This is a genomic window from Kribbella sp. DT2 (assembly GCF_049844575.1).
Classification (GTDB): domain Bacteria; phylum Actinomycetota; class Actinomycetes; order Propionibacteriales; family Kribbellaceae; genus Kribbella.
Genome location: NZ_JBNCLH010000012.1, coordinates 156345 through 178573 on the forward strand (window position 1 = coordinate 156345; position 22229 = coordinate 178573).

Here is a 22229-nt window from a genome sequence, read left to right on the forward strand (position 1 = left end):
GTGAGGTAGTTGTGAAGCAACGCAGTCCCTGGGCCACCCTGGCGGTGCTGGCCCTGGCGCAGTTCATCGTGGTGCTCGACGTGACGATCGTGAACGTCGCACTGCCCGACATCCAGGCCGACCTGGGCTTTTCGGCCGAGTCCCTGCAGTGGGTGATCAGCGCGTACACCCTGCTCTTCGGCGGCTTCCTCCTGCTCGGCGGCCGGATGGCCGACCTGCTCGGCCCGCGCCGGGTCTTCATCGCCGGGCTCCTGCTGTTCGGCGTCACCTCGCTGATCGGAGGCCTGGCGACATCGCCTGAGTTCCTGATCGGTGCCCGTGCCGTGCAGGGGCTCGGTGGCGCGTTGCTCTCGCCGGCCGCGCTGGCGATCCTCACCATGACCTTCGCGCACGGCCGGGAACGCAACATCGCGATGGGCGTCTGGGGCGGCCTGGCCGGACTCGGCGGCACGCTCGGCGTCGTGGCCGGCGGCGTACTGGTCGACTCGCTCAGCTGGCAGTGGGTGTTCTTCGTCAACGTGCCGATCGTGCTCGGGCTGGTCGCGCTGATCCCGGTCTTCGTGCCCGACATGCGGCACAACGAGGACCGGCCGCGCGGCTTCGACACCGCGGGTGCTGTGCTGGGGACCGGTGGTCTGCTGGCCATCGTGTACGCCGTGGTCCGGGCCGAGCCTCGCGGCTGGGGATCCTTCGAGGTGCTGGGGTTCCTGGTCGGGGGAGTGGCCTTGCTGGCGGCGTTCGTGGTGGTCGAGTCCCGTTCGAAGGCGCCGCTGGTGCCGCTGCGGCTCTTCCGGTCCCGCGCTCTGAGCGTCTCGAGCGTTGCGCTGGCTCTGAACGGCGCGGGCTTCCTGTCGATGTTCTTCCTGACCGCGATCTACCTGCAGCAGGTCCGTGGCGACTCGGCGCTGGAGGCGGGCGTGCACTTCCTGCCGATGGGCTTCGCCGCCGTACTCGGAGCGGTCGCAGCGTCCCAGCTGGTTCAGAAGGTCGGGACGCGGACCGTGCAGCTCGGTGGTTCGGTGCTCAGCCTGGCGGCGCTGGTCCTGCTGTCCCGTGCGGACGCCGGCGGCGCGTACGCCGCTGAGCTGCTGCCCGGCTTCGTGCTCTTCGGGCTCGGCATCATCGGCGTCGCCGTACCGGCGCAGATCGCGGCCGTCTCCGAGGTCGAGCACCACGAGGCCGGCGCGGCCTCCGGTGCCGTCACCACGATGTACCAGGTCGGCGGCGCGCTCGGCCTGGCCGTCGTCACCACACTGTCCATCAGCCGTACGACGGACGCGCTGGCCTCCGGGGTCGCCCAGCAGCAGGCCCTCGTCGACGGGTTCCAGCGGGGCATCCTGGTCGCCGCCCTCTTCGCCGTCGTGAACGTGGTCGTCACGATGGTCACCCCGCAGATCCAGCCCACCACGGAGCAGCTGACGGAGGCCGCGGCCGCCGCATAGGTTGTGCGGGTGATTCCCGCCGTCTTCGCCGAACAGACCATCGCCCGAGAGGGTGCTCCGGGCCGGACCTGGATCGAGCAGCTTCCCGGCCTGGTCGAGCACCACCTCGGGCGATGGCGTTGTACGCCGACCGGGCCGGCCGTGCACGGCCAGGTGGCGCTGATCGTGCCTGCCGTGCGCGACGGAGACCCTGTCGTCCTGAAACTCTCGTTTCCCCATCCGGGCAACCGGTACGAATCAACCGCTCTGGTTGTCTGGTCGGGCTCGGGTGCGGTCCGTCTGCTCGAGCGGGACGACGTGGACTTCGCACTGCTGCTGGAACGGGTCTCCGGTGAAACATTGTCCTCGGCAACCGAAGATCCGTGGGCCGTGGCCGGTGAGCTGGCCCGGCGGCTCGCCGTGCCGGCGCCTGTGGAGATCCCGCGGCTGTCCTCGACGCTCGCCGGGTGGTCCCGTCAGATGCTTGCCCAGAGCAAGCACTTGGGCCGTCCGTTGCCGCCGCGGCTGATCGACGCCGCCCTGGAGACCATCGCGGCTTTCGAGGACGAGAAGACCGACACGATGCTGCACGGCGACCTGCACTTCGCCAACGTCCTGCGCGCCGAGCGCGAACCCTGGCTCGTCATCGACCCCAAGGGCCTGGCCGGCAGCGCGGCCTTCGACGCGGCGACCATCGTGCGCGACCGGATCGACGAGATCGCCGACGATCTGTCCGCCGGTCTCCTGCGCCGCATCGCCGTCTACAGCGAGGCCGCCGAGGTCGACCCCGAGCTCGCCCGCCGCGCGACCCAGGCCCGCGCCGTCAGCTCAGCGCTCTGGGAACGCCTCCACCACCAGCCCCGCGTGGGCATCGACCTCGCCGATCAGCTGGCCGAGCTGCTCGTGTGAGCCTTGACGATCAACGCCCGCCCCGCGGTCCGCGTCGGCGGCTGCCACGTCTTGCTCACGACGCCCTCGAACCCGTGCGCCTCGACCTCCTCGGCCAGCCCCTCCGGCGCCCACCGCGGGTGCACGGAGATCAGCACCTGTCCACCACCACCCCGGCGTACTGGGCAGCCGCCCGCAACCCGATCCCAGGCCCCGGCCCGAGCACCACCACCTGCTCCTTGCCGTGCAGGCCGGCCATCTGCACCAGGTACTTCTCCGTCGCCCCGTTGGCCCGGGCCATCACCCACCCACCAACTCGCCCCGCCGCCCCTTCCGGCCGAGCAAACGCCTTCATCAGCACCTCGTCCAAGACACCCATACGATCAATGACAGCACGCTTTGTTACGTCTGCCCGGGCACCAGCGCGTAGCTGTAGGCGGGTTGGCCGTTGATGTCGATCTCGCCCGTGCGGGTGAAGCCGACGCGGGTGAGGATCTTCTGGGAGGCCAGGTTGTCAGCGGTCGTTCGGGCGGTGATCTCCCGCAGCCCGTACGGCGTACCAAGCACCTCGCGCACGCCCCACGTCGCCAGCCCACGCCCGGCGGCTGACTCCGCGATGCGGTAGCCGAGCTCGGCGGAGCCGTCGACGATGTTCACCAGGTTGACCCGGCCGACGATCCGGCCGTCGTCGACCAGGACGTGGAAGTGGTCGGTGCCCGCCTCCTGGTACGCCAGCAGCGCCGCGTGCCGCTGGGGGAACTCGGCGAAGTACGCGTCGCCCCGGTCGGTGATCACGCGGGAGAAGTACGCCCGGTTCTCCCGCTCGAACCGCAGCAGCTCGTCCGCGTGGGCCGCCGTCACGCGCTCAACCGTCGCCATTCGGCGAACCTACAACCCGGCGTACGGCGTCCGCGACGGACTTTCAGGCGACCGGGTAGGCGACGTACGCGAAGGACGTGCTGTCCGGTGACCAGCTCGGCACGTTCATCGTCCCCTGCCCGCCGAACACCGTCGCGACCTCCCGAACCTCCCCGCCGCTCAGCAGCCGAACGCGCACGTCCTCGACATCGGCCGGATGCCCCACCGTCCCCGGCGGGAAACTCACGTAGGCGATCGCCGACCCGTCCGGCGCCGGATGCGGGAACCAGTTGACCCGCTCGTCGTGCGTCAGCTGCTCCACCGTGCCGCCGGAGACCCGGAACAGCTGTGCATTGGCCGAGGCCCGCTCGGAGTTGAAGTAGATCCATTCCCCGTCCGGACCGAACTCCGCGCCGTCGTCGGCGAATTCGTCGGCGGTCACCGGTACGTCGTCCCCGCCGGCTGCCGGAATCGTCCAGACGTTGGTGTTCCGCTCGGCGTCCATCCCGATGTAGGCCAGGGTCAGCCCGTCCGGCGAAATCCCGTGCAGGTAATAGCGGAACCCCTCGCCCCGCTCATTACTGACCCGTCGCGCAGCGCCCGCCTTCACGGCGTACAAGTGCCCGTCCTCCGCGGAGACGTACACCGTCTCCCCGTCAGGACCCACCACATGGTCGTTGTTGATCGGCGGCACACCCCCGAGCGGGATCTCCTCCAGCTCCCCACCGCCGACCGGGAGCCGAAACAGCTTTCCGTCCCCGTTGAGGACCAGCCACTTCCCGTCCGGCGACCAGTTCGGCGCCTCCACCAACATGTCTCGCGAGGTGAACACCAGCCGGCTCACCCCCGACCGCACGTCCACCACGTAGACCTCTGCCGTCTGCCCCGCACCCAGTCGCCTCGCCATGCCCGCAAACCTACCCGCGGCCCCCGTGACTCGCGCCCCGAGCCGCCCGCCGAGCGTTCAGCGCCTAGGCTCGATCCCGTGGAAGACCGTACTCAGATCTGGCACCTCAAGCGCGGCGACGAACTGGTCGCCGACCTCGTCGTAGTCGGCGCCGACTACCCCTGGCTCCAGGCGCACGTCGAGCCCACCCCGGCCTTCGACGAGGTGAAGCACCTCTTCGCCGAGCTCGAGAGCAACGAGGAAGCCTGGGCTGCCGCCTCCGCCCAGATTCGCGCCACGCTCACCCTGGAGGACCCCACCGGCACCCCGGTCGCCGAGTACCTCCTGCACATCGACGGCGAGGCTGCCTGGTGGCGCTGGACTAGCCAGTGATCACCGGAGCGATCTCCTCGCGCACCAGTCGCCGGTAGGTCTCCACCTCCAGCATTCGCCCTCGTACGCCGTGCCGCAGCCTCCGCTCGCGCACGAGCTTCGGCCCACCCGCGAAGAACCGCAGCGCCGCGTCCCGGTCCCGCCGCAACGCCGGCATCATGAACGCCGGCCGATCGCTTGCCGCCAGCAACAACTCGTTGACCAGCTTCCCGCGCGCCCCGCTCAGGAACCCGTGCAGCGCAGGCCGTAACGCGTCGTCCACCGCGACCGAGAACTCCTCCGGCGCCGATCGAGTGATTGCCCCAGGCATCCGTTCACCGGTGCCGCCGCTTGCCCACAGCAACCGAAGCAACGCCGTGTACCCGTCACTGCAGGCGATCCCCAACGACGACGCCACGCCTTTCCCCAAATGCGGAAAGCATCCGTAGGCCCGCCCCTCCGCCACAGTCTCCAACCGAAACTCCAGCAACCCCGCCCGATCACGGACCACGATGTAAGGAATCCGAGCATCCTGCCCCACCACCGCGACCCCACGCACCCCCGTGTTCGCGTTGTACGGCGGGCGCAGCGCGAAGATCAGCTCCGACTCCCGCCAGGCCGCGGCCTCTTCGTCGGCGGCGACCTCCCAGACCACCCGCCGTACCAGGTCGTACCTCTTGTACAGCCCGACCCGAGGCCCCTTCGCCGCGGCGTGCTGCGCCAGCCGCTGCTTGAGGTTGCCCGCCTTCCCGACGTACAGGACCTCGTCGAGCGCGCCCAGGAACAGGTAGACCCCAGCCTCAGCAGGCGCCGCGACCTCCCGCAGGACGTTCATCCCAACGCCATCGGCAATCGCTCCGCCAACGCCCCCAACGCAACCCGCTCCTCCGCACTGGCCGAGCGCCGCCCGGTCCCCACCAGCAAAACCTCGGCATCGGACATCGAAGCCGGGAACGCCTCCCCAGCAATCTCCTCCAACATCCCGCGACACCGCGCCAACCCCTCAGCCGGCGGTCCCTTCAGATCCGGCAGGTAAGCCACCAGATCCAGATGATGCAACGTCCACTCCATCACGTACGCCGCCAGGTAGTCCCCGGCCCGCAAGACCTCCCCTTGCGTCTCCACCAGCCCCTCGAGATCCGCCAACCGAGCCGCCCGTCCCGCCGCGGCCCCCACGTCCTCCAGGTGAAACCGCAGCAACCCAGGCTCCTCGTACGCCGCCGCCAACCGCACGATCAACGCATCCAGCGGATCCTCCCCGGTCGGCGGCTCGACGACCTTCCAGTACGTCACCGCATCCCGAGTCGGCGCGCCCGAGGCCGGCGTCACCAACGTGATCAGCACGTCCTGGGCGTCGATCACCAAGTGGCACGCGAGGTCCCGCACCAGCCACCCAGCACATCCCGACGGCCGCCCGAAGTCCTCGTCCGGGACCTCGGCCACCGCCGTCCGCAAGGCATCCCACGACCGGCCGAACAAGCTCACAGCCATCCCGCCTTCGCCAACGCCTCCACCGCGATCTCCGCCAGCTCGCGCCCGCTCGTCTCCACCACGAAATCCGTCGGCCCCGACTTGTCCAAGCTCTCCGCCAGCTCGACGGAACGCCGTACCAGCACCTCGTACGACGACCCGACCTCGCGCCGCCGTACGCGCTCCTTCAGTACGTCGACCGAGGCCACGAGCCGGCACACCTGGATCTCAGCGCCCGGGATCGCCTCCGCGTACGCCGCCAGGTCGGCCTCCGCTTCGACCACCCGGGCGATGATCGCGCGATCGATCCCGCTCGCCGCGTAGTTGGTCCACACCGACGCGAGGTTCCGCAGCGCCATGCGCTCGTTGTACGGATCGCCTTCGCCGTACGGCCAACTGATGCCGAAGGCATCGAGGTCGATCACCGCGTGCGCGATGTCGCGGTCGATCAGCTGGTCGAACATCTCGTGTACCACCGAGCTCTTCCCGACGCCCACCGGCCCACTCACGATCAGCACCGGCACGCCGCTCGTCTTCGTCACCTGGCGACCATACCCAGCCGCGCCGACACCCCGCTCGATGTTTGACGCGTCGGCCGACCTCGGGTCAAGATGGTGCTCCGGCGCGGCCCGCGCCTCACCTTCGTCGACCGGCCCCAGCCCGGTCCACCTGAGAAGGCAAAGGGACGTCACCGTCTCGGGCCGCTCGTCCTGGTCATCCGCCTCGGACGGGATCGCTGGGGGATCGCGGACGAGTGCGTGGAAGGCCAGATGACAGCGCACAGGAACTTCAAGCGACGGGTCCGAGCCCGCGCCGCCAAAACGGGCGAGTCCTACACGGCTGCCCTCCGGCACTTCCGTCCGACTCCTTCAGGAGAAGACATGCCGGAACCCACTCACCCGACCCTGCGCATCGCCGCAGTCCAGTCGACGGTCCGCCAGGACCCCACCGACGCCGACGGCCTCCGCCAGAGCGCCGCCGAGGTCCGATCCCTGATGCGCCAGGCCGCCGAAGCCGGCGCCCGCCTCGTCCACTTCGCCGAAGGCGCGATCTGCTTCCCCAGCAAGCACGTCATGTCCGAGCTCGGCCCCGACGAAGTCGGCAACTCAGACTGGTCCAAAGCCCAGTGGCAGGTCCTCGACGAACAACTGGCGACCATCGCCGCCCTCTCCGCCGAACTGGGCATCTGGACAGCGATCGCCTCCCTCCACCAGCAACCCGATGCGCGCCCCCACAACTCCCTCTACGTCTTCGACGACAAGGGAAAGCTGGTCACCCGGTACGACGAACGCACCCTCTCCACCACCAAGCTCAACTACATGTACACCCCCGGCACCAAGCCGATCACCTTCGAGCTCGACGGCTACCGCTTCGGCCTGGCCGTCGGCATGGACGCCCACATCCCAGAGATCTTCATCGACTACGTCCGCCAGGACGTGGACGCCGTCCTCCTCTCCTACGCCACCACCGGCCTCTCGGAAGGAGAGGACGCCGTAGCCGCGGTAGCCCCCGCCAACGCCGCCATCAACCACTACTGGCTGAGCCTCGCCGTCTCCACCAACCCCAACCTCCCCAACACCGCAGCCGGCATCCTCAACTCCACCGGCCACTGGGCCACCCAGTGCCCCCTGAACGCCACCCCCGCCCTCACCACCTATGACCTCCACAAACAAAACACCCTCACCGAGTCCGCGCGTGCTTGGCGCCAAGCCGCCCGCTCCCGCGTGACTTCCTAACCCGTACGCCGGTCCGGGTGCTCCTCCAGCCCCGGACCGGCGAGGCTCGCCGGCCCCGCAGCGGCCACCCACCGCTTCCAGCTGGCAAGACTCACCGCCATGCGGCGCGAACTCCGTCTCGTCACGATCCGGATACCAGCAAGCCCAACCAAACTCCCCAGCCACGCTGTACAGCGTCTGCTCGATCGCATCGTTCTGATCCGCCAGCGCCTACTCGTACAACGAAGCCATCCGCAGCGACCGAGAAAAGTCAGAACTCCGCCCGTTCCGAAACCACAACGCATTGGACCGGCTCAACCCCTCGGACCACTCCTCAACAAGCCCAGCCTGCCGCTCCAACGCAGCCAACCGCCGCTCAGGATCCCCATCCACCAACCCGAACAACCACTCGTGCCCCTCCAATGCCTCCATCCCTGCAGCCTGCCAGCTGCAAAACCTGATGCACCAGCGGCCAACGCCGCGCTCCACTAGAACCCATGACCACCTACCGCCCAGCCACCCCGAACGACCAGCCCGGCATCCAAGCCGTCCTCCACCAACAACAGCCACCCAGCACGACAAGATCGTCTTCGTCTCCGCCCTGTACGAAAGTGCAGCCGCCTTCTACCGCTCCACCAACTTCACCCCCTGCACCGGCCCTGGCTCTTCTGGACTCCTCCATCGAGCGATCAGTCGGCCTAGCCGTGGGAATCCAGTTGGTCAGCTCTGGTTCGTCCAGGTGATCCAGCGACTCAGTCGTCGTCCGGCGACCACTCGTACAGACGGGTCTCCGCAATATCCAGGTCGGGCGCCCCTACCTCACCGTTCACCACCGGAACTCGCAGGAGCAGCGCGAACGATCCGTCAGGGAATCGGTTGGCGATGTACGCCGCGTTCCGTTCGCGGACCTCGCCGTCCGTCAGCGCAAGGACCGCGCCCAGCACACCCCGGCTGTAGACACCGCTGCAGATGGTGAGACTGCCGTGCGGCGAGTACGGATTGCGCAACCGCGCCAGGAACGCGACGTCCTCGACCAGCACACGAGGCTTGCCGCCGCGCCAGGCGTCCTGGGTCTGGTCCGCCACGATCTGCTGCGTGCCAACGGCTTCCACGTCGGCGTTCTCGAGTTCCCTCCACACCGGACGGAACTCGCGCGCCCCGGGCTCGCTCGATCGGAAGATCTCGCCGTTCTTCAGATCCGGGACCTCGACCTGCTGGATGGGGAGATCCCTCAGATGTCTCTGCAGCCGGTCGGCAACCTTGTTCCAGCCGATGCCGCCGAGCACCACCAGATGGCCTTTCATCTCGGCCGGAACGACCTCTGCCGCCAGGCGACGCGTCACCTGCAGTTCCGGGTTGGAGGCACGGAGCTGACCCCACATCTCGAGCAGCGCATCGAGGTCGGCGTAGCGGTAGGTCCGGGTGTAGTTGGGATTCTCTTCCTTGGCCAGAGAAAGACGATTGGCGGCCGGAACCTCCGGGCAGATGATCGTGATCGGCCCGTCGTTGAACGAGAGGATCGAGCCGTCGGACGGTGAGTCGGCGACGCCGCGTACGGCGTCGCGAAGGCTCACGAGCTCTTGAAGTAGTGCTTGGAATCGCTCGCGTTCCTCGGCTGTCAGATCCTGCTCGCGGGGGAGAGGTGGAGTGCTTTCAGCCGCGAAAGCCCGTGCAAAGAACAGCGCATAGGAGCGGAGCCGTTCCGCCGGCGGAAGCTTGGGGTTGGTCTTCGATTCCCACGAGCTGATGGTGGCGACGGCCACGAACGACTCTTCGCTGAACACACGCGCCAGTTCCGCGTAAGTCAACTTCGACTCGTACGACGTACGAAGGCCGCGAAGCCTCGTGGCCAATCGTGCGGCCTCTGGTGAAGGCGCCAAGATCACTCCCGGATGGTGGTCGTCCCACGACCCGCGCGTCTGTAGGCCGTACATCTGTGTACACCCGAAACGCCTGCAGCACTACTGAAGCGCGACTGGTTCCACGGCGACACTCAGCACGCGATTGCCGAGTTGTTCGCGATAGCCAAGACTGGAACGCGCTGAACGGCCTACGCCAGCTGCCTCGGGGGAGGGGAGATCTTGGACGTCGAACTGCTGACCGGTGACGACTGGAAAGTCCTCCGCGACCTTCGTCTGGATTCCCTCGAGGATTCACCGAAGGCTTTTCTGTCGACTGACGATGCGGGCGAGGACAGGGACGAAGAGTACTGGCGCCAACGCTGCGCCGAGGGCAACTGGGTCGTCGCTCTGAGCGGACACCAGGCGATCGGGATAGCGTGTTCCGTCGAAGGTTCGGACGAACCGCCGGATGCGCGGTACATCCAATCGGTGTGGGTCGATCCTGCCCGTCGCAGAAATGGCGTCCTCCGCGCGATGCTCCGCCACCTCATCGCGCTGGAGCCCGATGTCCGCACCTGGTTCGTGTGGATTCTCGACGGCAACGACGTCGCCAGGGAGGTCTATGCCCGCATGGGGTTCGAGACCACCCGCAGGCGCAAAGCCCTCAAATCAGACCCCGAGCGATCGGAGGAGCGTCTGATGCTGGCTGGCCTCGACTACTTCACGGCACTCAGCAAACGCCGTTCGGCGCCGTAGCCACAGGATATCCAGTCGGTGAGCTCCAGGTGGTCCATCGCCTCGCGTTCGCTGAGAACGGATCCCCTGGGCGGCATGACCTTCTGCCAACGCTCGTCGTCGACCCGCCACTGTTCAATGAAGTCGACGCAGAGCTCGGGCGTGATCATGGCCAGTTGGTCCAGGGCAGTGAGCAGCGACTTCTGTGCGGAGGCTTGTTCTTTGGTTGCATAGCGCGCGGCTGAGAGACGATGGAACGTCTCCCAGATCATGGCGTGCCGATCCTCCATGAAGAGTCGCCAGTGGTGCCGGCTCTCCGCAACCTTCAGCTGATCCTTCAGCTCCCACCCCGGTGTGTCGTTGAACAACGCGTAAAGCCCCTCAGCAAGAACATCACCGAACTCTTCGCGAGCTGCCCGCTGGGGATCCGCGTACGGGTCGTACTCGTCCTGCCGTGCTTCACCGACCTTCGGCAACGACCGCGCCGCGGCGTGCTGCGCGAAGAAGAACCAGTCTTCGTTGTAGACGTCGGGAAAGAACGACACTGCTGGATGCTGGGTGTTGACGCCGAGCACCGCGCCGCTCACGAAGATGTCCTGCCTACGCCCCGCGAGTCGCCGGGCGTGACACACGACAGAGTTGTCTTGGAAGTAGCTGCTGGCCATCGCCGCAACAGGATGACGATCAAGCAAGCCCGAGAAGCGGGACACGTCGCGGGGACTGAGCTGATGGATGTCGTCGTCGACGAAAAGGATCTTCTCCCAGCCCCGCAGACGGGCCAGGACCAAGCCGAGGTTGCGCTTCGTGCTCAGATCGCTGGTGCGTTCGGCGCTCGCTGTCCAAAAGGATTGCGCCGAGGTTTCGTGATGATGCCTCAGCAGTTGATAGCCGCGGGGTACGTCGACGACGAGTGCCCGCGCACCGAGGGTGGCCTCGACCCGCTCCGCCACCTTTTCTCTCTTCGCTTGATGGCTGCAGAGCACCACCAAGGGAACCGACAGCACCGCCGACAACGAAATGAGGCGCTGCAGGTTCGGCCTGGACGCCGGTACGACGATCGCGTCCAGACGGCTGTTCGTCGGCGAAAGGGAAACCGATGACACGTCGCGCAGGAGTGAGGCGTGCGACGCGACGTGGTGGATCCGATGGCTCATTCGACCGTCGCCTTCTCCTTCGGCGACCACTCGTAGAGCCGGTTCGCGTCGATTTCGAGATCGGGGGAGATCGCCTCGCCGTTCAGAACCGGCACCCGGAGCAGCAAGGCGAATGATCCACCAGGAAAGTGGCCGGCCAGGAAGGCCTCGTTACGTTCTCGTACGGCGACGTCGGTGAGAGCTCGTACCGCCCCGACAACACCACGGCTGTGGATGCCGTTGCAGATGGTGAGAGTCTGGCTCTGGTTGTAGGGATTCCGCACCCGTGCCAGCAGCGCGACGTCTTCGAGCAGTTCGCGGCCGTTCTCCGCACTGTCGTCCCACACCGGCCGGTACTCGCGGCTGCCGACCCCGCTGGTTCGAAAGACCTCGCCTGTTTTCAGATCGTCGACCTCGACCTGGGACACCGGCATGTCCCGCAGCGTCTTGAGCATCCGCTCCATGATCCGGTTCCAGCCGACGCCCCCAAGCACCACGACATGGCTGGAGAGATCATCTGCCACAACCTCTGAGGGCAGCCGATGAACGACGTTCGCGGTGGGGTTGCAAGCGCGAACATGCCCCCACAGCTCAATCAGCGCATCCAGATCGGCGTACCGGAACATCCGGGTGTAGTTAGGGTTCTTCGCGTTCGCCATCGGAGGCCGCTCGGCCAGCGGCGCCTCGGGACAGATGATCGTGATCGGATCGCTGTCGAAGGTCCAGGTCGAGAGTTCGCTGATCGAGGATCCGCTCGCATCGCTCGAGCCTTGGACCGCATCGCGCAGTGCGACGAGTTCGTCGTGGAGCTTCTGAAATCGGTCTTGTTCGTCTGAGGTCAGCTCGGCTTCGGGCACCAGATAGGCAGGGTCGGTTCTCGATCGATCCGAGCAGAAGAACAGGGCGTAGGAGTGCAGCCGCTCGGGCGGCGGCAGCTTGGGACTCTTCAACGACTCCCAGGAACTGACAGTCGTGACTGCCACCGGAGTCTCTTGGCTCAATGCCTGCGCCAGCTCTGTCTGAGTCAGCTTCGGCTCGTACGACGTCCGAAGGCCGCGAAGCCTCCTGGCAAGTCGTACGGCCTCTGGTGCAGGGGCCAAGTCACTCACTCCCAGATGTTGTCGGGCCCACGCGCCAGCGCGTCCGATAACCGTCTACACATGTCTACACCCGGAAACACCCGTAACACCACAGATCGGTGCCGTTGTGCAGAAAAGTTATCGTGCCGCTCCGTCCTCTCTCGATCAACGACGGACTGCTCGCCAGGTCACGGTTGGGTTCAAGCGCACGTACGGTATTGCACTTGATTGCACCGCGTTCTACCGTAATTTCAGGAGATCCACTGACTTCAGACTGAAGTGGGTGATCGACGGTGAAGGAGACGACGGGACTCAACAGCCACGCGCGAGCTCTTGGGATCCGTCCGGGGAGATTTGCTGCCCATCCGATGTCCAGAGCGACGCCATTCTCGTGGCGCCTCCGTCCACGTCCATACCGACGCTGGTCTTTCAGCGATCGATGGTCCTCACGCCTTCAGTGACCAGCACCCCGGCCAGGCAGCAGCTCCGTCCTCAGCGTCGAGACCGTGAGCTCACCCCGCCGGCAGCTGGAGTCTCCGTGGATATTCGGAGGTGGTGACCATGTTGCAACGCATGCCGCGGCACAACACAGCCACGCGCAATGCCTCTCACTCCGCCGTCAGCCTGTGGACCCTGATGGCAGCCGATCTGATGGCTGTCATCTGGATGTACACCTTCGGGTCGTGGCTCGATCACTCGTCGCGGCTCACCGCCACGGCCACCCTCGGCGGCCACCACTGGGTCGTACTGGGCTGCGCGGGCGCCGGATTCCTGATGCTCGCCGGCCTCGCGCTCCTGACCGAAGGCTTCACGAAGACGACGCGCAGGCTGACCATGGCCGTCAACGCGGCCTGCGTGGTCTCGGTGATCGCCCTGGCCGGACTTGTCGCGTTCGTACTGGTTGCCCTGCTGAGCCGGGTTGTCTTCGGGAAGCTCCGGCCCTGACAGAAAGGCCCGCCCACGAAGAGTGGGCGGGCATACAGCGTCCGCCCGCCGTCCGTAGTGGCAACACCCCTCGACCTTGTCGTGGCCGAAGAACTTGCCCGTCGGGTCGAGCTGGCTCACCAATGCACCGACATTCACGGCCGGCTGCTTCACGGCAACCTGCACACCGGCAGCAGTTGGCGTCGCCAGCGCAGCACTGGTCGCCGAAGCCCCAACCAGAGCCAGCCCGTAGAAGTACCCCGCCTTCCCCGGCGCCGCCGCCAACGCCGACCCGTACCCTTCCCCGGAAATCTCGGTAGTACTCCCACCCGGCCCGGCAATCTTCGCCAACGGCGCCGGCCATCTCCTGCTCGAGCCGGACGAGCGCCTCAGCCGGCACCCTGTCCGACCCGAGCACCTCCATCACCAGCACCAGACACAGTCCGGCCGAACCACGCAGGCATCCACCAGTTCGCATCGCCCAGCAGCTTCATCAGGGCCGGTACGAGGACCAGGCGCACGATCGTCGCATCGATCAGCACCGCCGTGGCCAGCCCCAGCCCGAACATCTTCGCGGTCGGATCGTCGGCGAGCGAGAAGCTGACGAACACCGCGATCATGATCAGCGCCGCCGACGTGATCACGCGCCCGGTGGTCGCGATGCCGTGAATGGTCGACGCGGTGTTGTCGCCGGTCCGCAGGTACTCCTCCCGGATCCGCGTGAGCAGGAAGACCTCGTAGTCCATCGAGAGTCCGAACACCACCGCGAACATGAACATCGGGATGAACGGCAGGATCGGCAGCGTCGTCTCCAGCCCGATCAGTTCCGCGGCCCAACCCCACTGGAAGACCATCACCATCACGCCGAAGGACGCGCCGATGCTGAGCAGGTTCATCAACGCGGCCTTCAGCGGTACGACGACCGACCGGAAGAGCACACTCAGCAGTACGACGGACAGCAGGATCACCGCACCGACGAACCACGGCAGCCGATCGTTGACCTTGGCCCCTACATCGGCCAGGGTCGCCGTCTGACCGCCGACATGAGCCTTCGCCGGACTGTCCCGCAGCACCGACGGGAACACCTCCCCACGCAGCCGCTCGACGGTCGTCATCGTGGCCCGGTCCTGCGGCCCGGTCGTCGGTACGGCGATCAGCGTCGCGACGCCCGCCGCCGTGCTCACCTCCGGCGGTGCCACCGATGCGATCCCCCGATCAGCCCGTACGGCGTCGTACAGCGGCTGCACGACGCCCGGATCGCGCGACACGTCGACCGCGATCACCAGCGGGCCGTTGCTCCCGGCACCGAATCCCGCGGCGACCAGGTCGTACGCCCGGCGCTCCGTCCGCTGGACGGGAAGCACGCCCTCGTCCGGCGTACCAACGCGAAGCGCGAGCACGGGAGCGGCCAGGGCGAGCAGCACGACGGTCGCGCTCACGGCGTACGCGACGGCGTGCCTGGACACGTGCCCGGCCCATCGCTGCCACCCCACGCCGGGGGAGCTGCGGACCCGCCGTACCCGAAGACGGTTGATCCAGTGCCCGGCCAGCCCCAGGAACGCCGGCAGCAAGGTGAGCGACGCGAGCACCATCGTCAGCACGATCAGCGAGATCGCGATCCCGCCGGCGGTCAGGAACGGTACGCCGGCCACGACCAGCCCGAGAATCGCGATCACCACGGTGCCGCCGGCGAAGAGCACCGACCGCCCGGCCGTCGCGACCGCCTGCCCGACCGAGTCCTCGACCTCCAGCCCGCGGGCGAGGAACTCGCGATGTCTGGTCACGATGATCAGGGCGTAGTCGATGCCGACACCGAGCCCGATCATGCTGCCGAGGACGGGCGCCCAGCTGGGCAGTTCAATGAGATAGGTGACCAGGGACAGCGCGCTGATCGCCAGCGCGAGGCCGAACACGGCCATGCCGATCGGCAGCCCCATCGCGATGATCGATCCGAAGGCGAGCAGCAGGACGACCATCGCGGCGATCAACCCGAACGCCTCGGCGAGACCGGGCGGCCCTTCCTCGAACGCGTAGAACAGATCGCCGCCGAGCTCGATCCGGAGCGGAGATTCCACCGCGGTCAGGGTTTTGAGCTGCTCGAGATCGCTCGGCTCGAGCTTGTCGAGCACCGGGTACTGAAGCCTGACGAGCCCGACGCGGCGGTCCGGCGAGATGACGGGATCGCTTGCCTCCAGCACGTTCGGCAGCGCGGCCGCAGTCACGCGGAGCTTCGTCAGCGCCGTCTGCAACTCCGCGCCGTCGAGGGTTGCTTGTTCGTCGTACGGCGTGACGACGACCTGCGCGGTCAGCCCGGCCTGGTCCGCTCCCGCGGCCGACAGCAGATCGGTTGCGTACTGCGAGTCGACGCCGGGCGCGCCGAACGACTCCTCGAGCTTCTTGCCGAAGGCACCGGAGGCCGCGACCACGAGCGCGGCGACGACCAGCCACGCTCCGATCACCACCCAGGGCCGGCGGGCGGCGTACCGGCCCAGCCTGTACAGGTTCGACGTCATCATGGATCCCTTCAGCCAGAGTTGGTCTCAGCCTGTGGCCGGCGGGCCGACCACACCTCGGGCGATGAGCCGGACTTTCCTCGGCCGATCAGCCGGGTCGCGTCCCGTACTTTGAGCCGATCCGCGGAGGGCCCGGAGTCCCTACGCTGTGGGCATGGTGAGAAACGCTCTCCGGTCGCTGCTGGCCGAGCCGCGAGCGCCGTACCCGCCCAGGCGGGTGTGGCGCGACTGGGTGCTCGTCGCCGGTCTGATGGTCGCGGCGGTTCTCGAGGGCGTACTGCGGACGGACGTCGTGTGGCGGCCGTTCGCGCTGGCGTTCTCCTTGGCGACCGTGGTCGCGCTGCTGTGGCGTCGTACGCGTCCGTTGGCAGTGGTTTCCGCCGTGTTCGGCGCGATCATCGTGGTCGACATCGTGGCCCTGATCGGCGACCGCTCGCCCTTCGGCCTCTACGCGATGATCTGCGTGGTCCTGTTGCCGTACGCACTCGTCCGCTGGGGATCCGGCCGCGACATCCTGATCGGATTCGCGTTCGTGCTGGTGGCGATGGTGCTGGGAATCGTCAGCGACTTCACCGGGTACGGCGAGGCGGTCGGCGGCAGCATCTTCCTGCTGTTCCCGGCGACGCTCGCCGCCGCGGTCCGTTACCGATGGACCGCCCGGCTCCGCGAGCGGGACCAGGTCCGGCTCCGGGAGCGCGAACAACTCGCCCGCGAGCTGCACGACACGGTCGCCCATCACGTCTCGGCCATCGTCATCCGCGCCCAGGCCGGCCAGGCCGTCGCGGCCAGCCGCCCTCAGGCAGCAGTCGAAGCGCTCGCCGTGATCGAGTCGGAGGGCGCCCGGACGCTCGCCGAGCTGCGCACGATGGTCGGCGTACTGCGTGACGACGGTACGGCCGCGCTCGCGCCGCAGCCCGGTGTCGCCGATCTGCAACGGCTCGCCGACGCTGTTTCGCGTGTCGAGCTCACGCTGTCGGGCAACCTGGACGACCTCGGCCCAGCCGTCGGCGCCGCGATCTACCGCATCGCCCAGGAGTCGATCACCAACGCCACCCGGCACGCCCGTCAGGCGACGCGCATCGAGGTCGACCTCACGTCGTACGGGGAGATTGTGCGGCTAACCATCCACGACGACGGCGAGCCCACCACTGTGAACCCCTCCGGCTACGGCCTCCCCGGCATGACCGAACGCGCAGCCCTGCTGGGCGGCACCCTTGCCGCCGGCCCCGATCCCCACCGCGGCTGGACCGTCGAAGCAATACTACCCCGTACGGCGGCCCGCCGATGACCATCCGAGTCCTCGTCGCCGACGACCAGGACCTGGTCCGAACCGGCCTCGCGATGATCCTCGACGCCCAACCCGGCATCGAGGTAGTCGCCCAAGCCGCCGACGGCCTCGAAGCCGTCGCCCTCGCCCGCCGTCAACGCCCCGACGTCTGCCTCGTCGACATCAGAATGCCCGGCCTGGACGGCATCGCCGTCACCCGCGAACTGGCCGGCCCCGGCGTCCAAGACCCAATCCCGATCGTCGTGATCACCACCTTCGACCTCGACGAGTACGTCTACGGAGCCCTGAAAGCAGGAGCCCGAGGCTTCCTCCTCAAAGACGCCGGCCCCGACCTCCTCGTCCAAGCCCTCCAAGCGGCAGCCAACGGCGACGCCCTGATCGCACCCAAAATCACCGCCCGCTTACTCGCGGCCTTCGCAGCCCCCTCAACCCCACCGCAACCCCTGGACCCCTTGACCACCCGCGAAGAGGAGGTCCTCCTGGCCACAGCCGCCGGCCGAACCAACGCCGAAATCGCCACCGACCTCCACATCAGCCTCAGCACGGTCAAAACCCACCTCACCAGCCTGATGCTCAAAATCGGCGCCCGAAACCGAGTAGAACTAGCCATCTGGACCTACGAAACCAACCGCATCAGACCGTGACGCGGGTGTTCGTCCCCCACGCGGTCTCCGCAGCCGCCTTCCGTCGCTACGCTCCTCCAGACGTCAGCTACGCCCGCTCCCGCCCACCCTCCGGCTTATCGCCGGCGGAGTCTGCCGGCTTGGCGCCGGCCTGTGGGCCTGCTTACGCGGGCGTTTCCGGCTTAGCGCCGGAGTACCGGCTTAGCGCCGGAGCTTCCGGCTGGCGCCGGCTCACGGGCTATCGCCCGCGCCCTGAGCTTATCGCGCAATCAAGCACCTAGGGCGACGGCGCACAACCCCTCACGGACGCGCGGATGACCAAACATTCCCGTACTGCGCCCAGGCCGTACCTGGCAGGTAATGAGGCCTACTCCACCTTGGAGATCTTGCAGTCAATACCTTCCGGCCCGATAGCCGCGTCGGCCGCGGTCGTTCCCCCGAAGGTGCTCGTATCCCGAACCTCGAAGGTCTGCCCCCCCGATCCGCTGCTGAGAAGCCTGATCCAGAACGTCAACGGTCACCAGGTAGCTCGACGCATCCCCAGTAATCGTGCCGCTGATCGTCACCGTTCCCTGCGCTCCAACGGTGTTGACCTCACAGTTGACGCTGGTGCTGTAGTTCGTCGGCCCAAGAGACGGCGCACCCCCAAGCGACGCACCGGTGAAGTAGAGCACCGCACAAAGCCCCACGAACACCAGTACAACCAAGCCGATGATCATCCGGCTCCTCCGTCGCAGCCGCTGCGACGAGCCGTAATCATCGTTGGCCAAAGTCCACTCACCGGTCGGCAACCGAGTCCCCACAATTCTTGCTAGTCACCACTAGGAGCCGGTCAGCATACAGTCCACCAGCCCTAGCCCAGACCACGATTCAGTCGCCCTAATCGCTGATTTGACCGGCCCTCTCGGAGCGCTCCAAAAGACAAGCCGGCAACTTGCGCGAGCGACAAGCCGGAGGGTGGGCGGGAGCCGGCGGCGTACAGAAATTCCCGGACGTCCCGTCACTCCATCGGTCAAGATGGGTGACATGTTGACTCCGGGGGAGATCCGCCGTCGCCTCGCCGAGGCCTCTGACGCCACCGTGCGCCGCGACCGGGCCGACCTGGACGAGATCGCGTCCTGGCTCGACGCCGCGTCCGCGCGAGAGTTGCTGCGCATCGACTACTTCGCCCGCCAGTTCCGGTACGAAGGACCGACTCTCGGGCCGTCGGAGCAGTGGACCGAGGAAGCTCTGGAACAGCACCCTGTCGTCGCGGTGCTCGCAACCATCCATTCCAACGGATTCGTTCGTGAGCGCGCGGTCCGGGCGTTGATCAGATCGGGTGACGCCGGCGGCGATCGCGCGCTGGCATTACGAGCCACCGACCATGTCGCCGTGATCCGCGAGGCAGCCGCGGCCGAAGTCTTTCGACGAACCGAGCTCGACCAGGCCAATCGGATCATGCCGATACTCCACCGGCTCGAGAAGCGCGGCCGCGGCGCGGACGTCCTGGCGCAGTACCTGCACTCCCTGGTGTCGGCTCACGGGGAGGCCGAGGTGTGGGCGCTCCTACGAACGTCTCGCGACCGCGACCTGCGCCGAGCGGCCTTTCAGCACAGCCTGGAGACGGGGCTGCTCTCGCTCGCCGATGTCCTCAAGCTTCACCCGCGCGAGAACGACCAGGTCGTACGGCGGCTGTTGAGTCACATCGTTGCCGACGACGCGTCGACGGAGCTGGTCGCGCAGTTGCTGCTGCACAGCCGTGCAGCAGACAGCCGCGTACTCGGTCTGGTCCGCCTGACATCATCCGAGCTCCACCCGGACGACGTCGAACGGCTCCTCGTGGACCGCTCCGTCTTGGTTCGCTTCTGGGCACGGCGCCGATGGGAGGAGATAGGCCGCGACCCGGCCGCGACGTACGCCGGGGCCACGCGCTCGGACGCGACCCCGGCCGTACGCGCTCGCGCGTATCTCGGACTCATCGAGATGAATCGTCCCGTCGACCGTGACGAGATCGTGTCTCTCGTTCACAGCGATGAGCTCGCGCTGCGCAAGGTCGGCCTCGTCCTGCTCAAACCCGACGCGTCCGCGGAAGACGTCTCGACGCTGTTCGAGCTGACGGCCGCGGCCAACTCGCGCGTCGCCCGCCTCGCGGGCGAAGTGCTCATCCGCAACCCGCGTCTGTGGTCCGTCCCGGACCTCGCAGCGCTCAAGTCCGCCGAAGCCCCCGACCTCCGCCGACGCGCCTGGTGGATCCACCGGAACCTGGGCGGTTGGGAAGCAGTCATCGCAGACCTGGAGCTTCACCACGACCCAGATCCCCACCTGGCACCCCTCGGCAGCCAACCAGTAGCACCGATGTACTTCCGACCTACTGCTCCCCAGAAGCAGCGCATCGGCGAGCTCCTGAAAACCTCACACCTTCGACGCGACCAACTACTGTCAATCGCAGTGGCAGCAGGCCTTCGCGAACTTCCCTGAGCTCCACGAGCGCCAAGCGAGTACTCGATGAGCTTCTCACCGAGTACTCCGGCAGGTAGGCGCTTGGTCAGCGGATCCGGTTCACGGTGGAGGCCGAGGCCGGGCAGAGGATCAGAAGACAGCTCTCCACTTTCACGTCGTCAAGCACCGGGCCCCAGATGGACGGTGAGGTGCTGGTGAACCGCAGCACCGAGGAAGTCGACAGCAGGTTGGTGAAGTAGAAGCTGCGGTAGACCCAGCCCATGTTGCGGATGTTCTTCCCCGCGGTGCTGAAAGTAAAGGCGTCCACCTGCTGCCCGTTGACGGCGACCTTGCCGCTCTTGACGGTCGGCAGCCCTTCCGGGTTGCCGGCCACGGCAAAGGTGACCTTGTACGTCGTGAGCAGCTGCGCGGGCAGCGTGCGCGCGACCGACCCCTCCGCGGTCCCGTTGAGGTCGAGCGACTGCAACCCTTCAGCGTTCTCCCAGTAGGTCACCACGTCAACGGTCCCCGAGGCCACGGTCCATCCCCCGAACTGCTCGCCCGCAACGTACTGCTTGAACCCGACCGAGAGCGGCGGATCCTCAAACCCATTGGCAAAAACCGGCGCGGCCGAGGCCGGCGATGCGGTCAGAGCGACTAGCGCGGTGGTCAGCGCGATCAGCAACGACGTACGACGAAGTTTCGGCATGGCGGCGCCTCCCAGGCACGGACGGACGGGTCCTACCCGCCAGCCTACGATCACTCTCCGGAGTCGGCCCGTCCCAACGGCGTGGGGCATCGCTGGATCGAGCCAGGCGATGGGCCGATCGCGAAGACGAACCTCTGCCCTAACTCCTGATCCGTCCGCTGGAGTTCGGCCTACTCACTCCGCACGACGTACCGGGTGGCGTGATCCGAGCAAGGGCCGCGAAGGGCCACGAAGAGATTGGCTACGTCGACGAACTCACGACTCGGATTCCGACACCTGACGAAGCCCGCAAGCTCGGGTTGGGTTCAGGTACTCCAGTCCTGGTCTATGTGCGGACGACATACAGCAATGCTCGCCCGCTCCGGCTCACGCTCACCATCTTTGCCGGCGACCGGAACCGCGTGGTCTACGAGATCGGTGACTTGCAGGCGTACGTGCCGGACGAGAACGGGGCCCCGCAGTGATAGTCGAGCAGGCAACGATTGGCGACCTCCCCGTCATCATCGCCATGCGGCAGGAGACGGGCGATTGGTTGGCCAAGAAGGGCATCAACCAATGGGCTGTTGCCTGGCCGAACCCGGAAGCCCAGGCCGAGCGCATCCTGTCGAGCATCCGCGCGGGCGAGACGTGGATGATCCGCACTGACGATGGTGACACCGCCGCGACCGTAGCGCTGGACCGAGAGCGAGCAGGCCGAACCGGCCTTGTACCTCCACCGCCTGATCGTCCGTCGGAAGTTCACCGGTACTACGAGCAGCGAGGCTTCAAGCATGTCCGCACGCTAGATCTGGACTACCCATCCGGAGCCTTGTTCCAGCGCGCGGCGACGGATTGGCGCGAGCAGCCCGACGCCAGCCAGCTCGCTGAACAGCCACAGATCTTCCAACTTCCTCGCCTAGCTGACCGGCGTACCGGCTGGCCGCGGCGCGTCATCGGGGCTCACGCCTAAACTGCGCCCGTGGCTGCCTACCTTCAGGTTTCGACCGCGACGCCCACCCGTGAGGACGCTGTTCGGCTGGCCACGTCATCCGTCGAGGCTGGTCTTGCTGCCGGTGCTCAGGTTGTGGGCCCGGTCATCTCCGTCTTCTGGCATGCAGGTGAGTACGGCGAGGGGGAGGAGTGGCAGGTTCTCCTCAAGACCACGGAGGCCCGGTACCCCGAGCTGGAAGCTCATCTGCTGAGTGCGCATCCGTGGGACAGCCCCGAGCTTGCTGCTGTTCCGATCGTCGCGGGGTCGGCCCGGTACTTCGCCTGGCTCGACAAGTCCACCAGCAAGGACTAGGGCGTGTCTGCTAATTGTGGATGCGGTGGTGGGTGATCATGGCGGCGAGGAGTACTCCGCCGAGGTAGGTC

Annotated in this window: 25 protein-coding genes; 12 read left to right on the forward strand and 13 right to left on the reverse strand. The window is 67.2% G+C overall.

Going from position 1 to position 22229, the window contains the following annotated elements; genetic code table 11:
- Nucleotides 1-11 precede the first annotated feature (11 nt).
- Complete coding sequence (locus ACLQ2O_RS37915) at nt 12-1442, forward strand: MFS transporter (RefSeq protein ID WP_425842209.1); 1431 nt, start codon at nt 12-14, stop codon at nt 1440-1442.
- 9 nt (nt 1443-1451) lie between these two features.
- Nucleotides 1452-2330 carry an aminoglycoside phosphotransferase family protein gene (locus ACLQ2O_RS37920; protein WP_425842211.1) on the forward strand — a complete coding sequence of 293 codons (879 nt, stop codon included), beginning with the start codon at nt 1452-1454 and terminating at the stop codon, nt 2328-2330.
- On the opposite strand, the gene ACLQ2O_RS37925 is transcribed toward ACLQ2O_RS37920, so the two are convergent.
- Genes ACLQ2O_RS37925 through ACLQ2O_RS37940 form a run of 4 tightly spaced genes read right to left on the reverse strand, consistent with a single transcriptional unit; the run spans nt 2306 to nt 4074 of the window.
- Entirely contained in the window at nt 2306-2467 is a 162-nt protein-coding gene (locus ACLQ2O_RS37925; protein WP_425842213.1) for a hypothetical protein, read from the reverse strand. The two genes, ACLQ2O_RS37920 and ACLQ2O_RS37925, sit on opposite strands and share 25 nt — an antisense overlap.
- The gene (locus ACLQ2O_RS37930) at nt 2461-2688 is read right to left on the reverse strand and encodes a hypothetical protein (RefSeq protein ID WP_425842214.1); all 228 of its coding nucleotides are present in this window, start codon (nt 2686-2688) and stop codon (nt 2461-2463) included. Before ACLQ2O_RS37930 ends, ACLQ2O_RS37925 begins: the two co-directional genes overlap by 7 nt.
- A 23-nt stretch (nt 2689-2711) precedes the next feature.
- Entirely contained in the window at nt 2712-3188 is a 477-nt protein-coding gene (locus tag ACLQ2O_RS37935; RefSeq protein WP_425842216.1) for a GNAT family N-acetyltransferase, read from the reverse strand.
- Between the two features lie 43 nt (nt 3189-3231).
- The gene (locus tag ACLQ2O_RS37940) at nt 3232-4074 is read right to left on the reverse strand and encodes a biopolymer transporter Tol (RefSeq protein ID WP_425842218.1); all 843 of its coding nucleotides are present in this window, start codon (nt 4072-4074) and stop codon (nt 3232-3234) included.
- A 78-nt stretch (nt 4075-4152) separates the two neighbouring features.
- On the opposite strand from ACLQ2O_RS37940, the gene ACLQ2O_RS37945 reads away from it, so the two are divergent.
- Nucleotides 4153-4446: a hypothetical protein gene (locus tag ACLQ2O_RS37945; protein ID WP_425842219.1), complete on the forward strand. Its 294-nt coding sequence runs from the start codon at nt 4153-4155 to the stop codon at nt 4444-4446.
- Here ACLQ2O_RS37945 and ACLQ2O_RS37950 read toward each other — a convergent pair.
- Genes ACLQ2O_RS37950 through ACLQ2O_RS37960 form a run of 3 tightly spaced genes read right to left on the reverse strand, consistent with a single transcriptional unit; the run spans nt 4436 to nt 6437 of the window.
- Entirely contained in the window at nt 4436-5260 is an 825-nt protein-coding gene (locus tag ACLQ2O_RS37950) for a nucleotide excision repair endonuclease (RefSeq protein ID WP_425842221.1), read from the reverse strand. The two genes, ACLQ2O_RS37945 and ACLQ2O_RS37950, sit on opposite strands and share 11 nt — an antisense overlap.
- Nucleotides 5257-5916, reverse strand: a complete 660-nt coding sequence (locus tag ACLQ2O_RS37955) for a maleylpyruvate isomerase N-terminal domain-containing protein (RefSeq protein ID WP_425842223.1) — start codon at nt 5914-5916, stop codon at nt 5257-5259. Before ACLQ2O_RS37955 ends, ACLQ2O_RS37950 begins: the two co-directional genes overlap by 4 nt.
- Entirely contained in the window at nt 5907-6437 is a 531-nt protein-coding gene (locus ACLQ2O_RS37960; RefSeq protein WP_425842225.1) for a hypothetical protein, read from the reverse strand. The genes ACLQ2O_RS37955 and ACLQ2O_RS37960 overlap by 10 nt, the downstream gene beginning before the upstream one ends.
- Before the next feature lie 339 nt (nt 6438-6776).
- Between ACLQ2O_RS37960 and ACLQ2O_RS37965 the strand changes: the two genes are divergently transcribed.
- Nucleotides 6777-7631, forward strand: coding sequence for a carbon-nitrogen hydrolase family protein (locus ACLQ2O_RS37965; protein ID WP_425842227.1), 855 nt, complete (start codon nt 6777-6779; stop codon nt 7629-7631).
- 731 nt (nt 7632-8362) lie between these two features.
- Here the strand turns inward: ACLQ2O_RS37965 and ACLQ2O_RS37970 are convergent.
- Nucleotides 8363-9373 (reverse strand): hypothetical protein, encoded by a 1011-nt coding sequence (locus ACLQ2O_RS37970; protein WP_425842229.1) that lies wholly within the window; start codon nt 9371-9373, stop codon nt 8363-8365.
- A 318-nt stretch (nt 9374-9691) separates the two neighbouring features.
- Between ACLQ2O_RS37970 and ACLQ2O_RS37975 the strand changes: the two genes are divergently transcribed.
- Nucleotides 9692-10207, forward strand: a complete 516-nt coding sequence (locus tag ACLQ2O_RS37975; RefSeq protein WP_425842231.1) for a GNAT family N-acetyltransferase — start codon at nt 9692-9694, stop codon at nt 10205-10207.
- Here ACLQ2O_RS37975 and ACLQ2O_RS37980 read toward each other — a convergent pair.
- Both ACLQ2O_RS37980 and ACLQ2O_RS37985 read right to left on the reverse strand, forming a co-directional pair.
- A complete protein-coding gene (locus tag ACLQ2O_RS37980; protein WP_425842233.1) occupies nt 10168-11340 on the reverse strand; it encodes a hypothetical protein in 1173 nt (390 codons plus the stop codon). The two genes, ACLQ2O_RS37975 and ACLQ2O_RS37980, sit on opposite strands and share 40 nt — an antisense overlap.
- Nucleotides 11337-12302: a hypothetical protein gene (locus ACLQ2O_RS37985; RefSeq protein ID WP_425842235.1), complete on the reverse strand. Its 966-nt coding sequence runs from the start codon at nt 12300-12302 to the stop codon at nt 11337-11339. The genes ACLQ2O_RS37980 and ACLQ2O_RS37985 overlap by 4 nt, the downstream gene beginning before the upstream one ends.
- 732 nt (nt 12303-13034) lie before the next feature.
- Between ACLQ2O_RS37985 and ACLQ2O_RS37990 the strand changes: the two genes are divergently transcribed.
- Complete coding sequence (locus ACLQ2O_RS37990; protein ID WP_425842236.1) at nt 13035-13343, forward strand: hypothetical protein; 309 nt, start codon at nt 13035-13037, stop codon at nt 13341-13343.
- 368 nt (nt 13344-13711) lie between these two features.
- Here the strand turns inward: ACLQ2O_RS37990 and ACLQ2O_RS37995 are convergent, their stop codons facing one another.
- Nucleotides 13712-15835, reverse strand: coding sequence for an MMPL family transporter (locus ACLQ2O_RS37995; protein WP_425842238.1), 2124 nt, complete (start codon nt 15833-15835; stop codon nt 13712-13714).
- A 154-nt stretch (nt 15836-15989) separates the two neighbouring features.
- On the opposite strand from ACLQ2O_RS37995, the gene ACLQ2O_RS38000 reads away from it, so the two are divergent.
- Together ACLQ2O_RS38000 and ACLQ2O_RS38005 are read left to right on the forward strand one after the other, a co-directional pair.
- A complete protein-coding gene (locus ACLQ2O_RS38000) occupies nt 15990-17123 on the forward strand; it encodes a histidine kinase (RefSeq protein WP_425842239.1) in 1134 nt (377 codons plus the stop codon).
- Nucleotides 17120-17767, forward strand: coding sequence for a response regulator (locus tag ACLQ2O_RS38005; protein ID WP_425842241.1), 648 nt, complete (start codon nt 17120-17122; stop codon nt 17765-17767). Before ACLQ2O_RS38000 ends, ACLQ2O_RS38005 begins: the two co-directional genes overlap by 4 nt.
- A gap of 371 nt (nt 17768-18138) precedes the next feature.
- On the opposite strand, the gene ACLQ2O_RS38010 is transcribed toward ACLQ2O_RS38005, so the two are convergent.
- Nucleotides 18139-18465, reverse strand: coding sequence for a hypothetical protein (locus ACLQ2O_RS38010; protein WP_425842243.1), 327 nt, complete (start codon nt 18463-18465; stop codon nt 18139-18141).
- A 427-nt stretch (nt 18466-18892) separates the two neighbouring features.
- Between ACLQ2O_RS38010 and ACLQ2O_RS38015 the strand changes: the two genes are divergently transcribed.
- Nucleotides 18893-20206 carry a hypothetical protein gene (locus ACLQ2O_RS38015; RefSeq protein WP_425842245.1) on the forward strand — a complete coding sequence of 438 codons (1314 nt, stop codon included), beginning with the start codon at nt 18893-18895 and terminating at the stop codon, nt 20204-20206.
- A 67-nt stretch (nt 20207-20273) separates the two neighbouring features.
- On the opposite strand, the gene ACLQ2O_RS38020 is transcribed toward ACLQ2O_RS38015, so the two are convergent.
- On the reverse strand, nt 20274-20852 hold the full coding sequence (locus tag ACLQ2O_RS38020; RefSeq protein ID WP_425842247.1) for a choice-of-anchor C family protein: 579 nt from the start codon (nt 20850-20852) through the stop codon (nt 20274-20276).
- 224 nt (nt 20853-21076) lie between these two features.
- Between ACLQ2O_RS38020 and ACLQ2O_RS38025 the strand changes: the two genes are divergently transcribed.
- Genes ACLQ2O_RS38025 through cutA form a run of 3 tightly spaced genes read left to right on the forward strand, consistent with a single transcriptional unit; the run spans nt 21077 to nt 22158 of the window.
- Nucleotides 21077-21340 carry a UTRA domain-containing protein gene (locus tag ACLQ2O_RS38025; RefSeq protein WP_425842248.1) on the forward strand — a complete coding sequence of 88 codons (264 nt, stop codon included), beginning with the start codon at nt 21077-21079 and terminating at the stop codon, nt 21338-21340.
- A complete protein-coding gene (locus ACLQ2O_RS38030; RefSeq protein ID WP_425842250.1) occupies nt 21337-21825 on the forward strand; it encodes a GNAT family N-acetyltransferase in 489 nt (162 codons plus the stop codon). Before ACLQ2O_RS38025 ends, ACLQ2O_RS38030 begins: the two co-directional genes overlap by 4 nt.
- Before the next feature lie 9 nt (nt 21826-21834).
- Nucleotides 21835-22158, forward strand: coding sequence for a divalent-cation tolerance protein CutA (gene cutA / locus ACLQ2O_RS38035; protein ID WP_425842252.1), 324 nt, complete (start codon nt 21835-21837; stop codon nt 22156-22158).
- Nucleotides 22159-22229: the final 71 nt, after the last annotated feature.

Excerpts from the sequence above, each read along its gene's own strand:
- ACLQ2O_RS37930 (WP_425842214.1), bottom strand. The coding sequence starts at position 2,688 with ATGGGTGTCTTGGACGAGGTGCTGATGAAGGCGTTTGCTCGGCCGGAA.
- ACLQ2O_RS37935 (WP_425842216.1), bottom strand. The coding sequence starts at position 3,188 with ATGGCGACGGTTGAGCGCGTGACGGCGGCCCACGCGGACGAGCTGCTG.
- ACLQ2O_RS37940 (WP_425842218.1), bottom strand. The coding sequence starts at position 4,074 with ATGGCGAGGCGACTGGGTGCGGGGCAGACGGCAGAGGTCTACGTGGTG.
- ACLQ2O_RS37950 (WP_425842221.1), bottom strand. The coding sequence starts at position 5,260 with ATGAACGTCCTGCGGGAGGTCGCGGCGCCTGCTGAGGCTGGGGTCTAC.
- ACLQ2O_RS37955 (WP_425842223.1), bottom strand. The coding sequence starts at position 5,916 with ATGGCTGTGAGCTTGTTCGGCCGGTCGTGGGATGCCTTGCGGACGGCG.
- ACLQ2O_RS37965 (WP_425842227.1), top strand. The coding sequence starts at position 6,777 with ATGCCGGAACCCACTCACCCGACCCTGCGCATCGCCGCAGTCCAGTCG.
- ACLQ2O_RS37980 (WP_425842233.1), bottom strand. The coding sequence starts at position 11,340 with ATGAGCCATCGGATCCACCACGTCGCGTCGCACGCCTCACTCCTGCGC.
- ACLQ2O_RS37990 (WP_425842236.1), top strand. The coding sequence starts at position 13,035 with ATGGCAGCCGATCTGATGGCTGTCATCTGGATGTACACCTTCGGGTCG.
- ACLQ2O_RS37995 (WP_425842238.1), bottom strand. The coding sequence starts at position 15,835 with ATGACGTCGAACCTGTACAGGCTGGGCCGGTACGCCGCCCGCCGGCCC.
- ACLQ2O_RS38000 (WP_425842239.1), top strand. The coding sequence starts at position 15,990 with ATGGTGAGAAACGCTCTCCGGTCGCTGCTGGCCGAGCCGCGAGCGCCG.
- ACLQ2O_RS38005 (WP_425842241.1), top strand. The coding sequence starts at position 17,120 with ATGACCATCCGAGTCCTCGTCGCCGACGACCAGGACCTGGTCCGAACC.
- ACLQ2O_RS38010 (WP_425842243.1), bottom strand. The coding sequence starts at position 18,465 with ATGATCATCGGCTTGGTTGTACTGGTGTTCGTGGGGCTTTGTGCGGTG.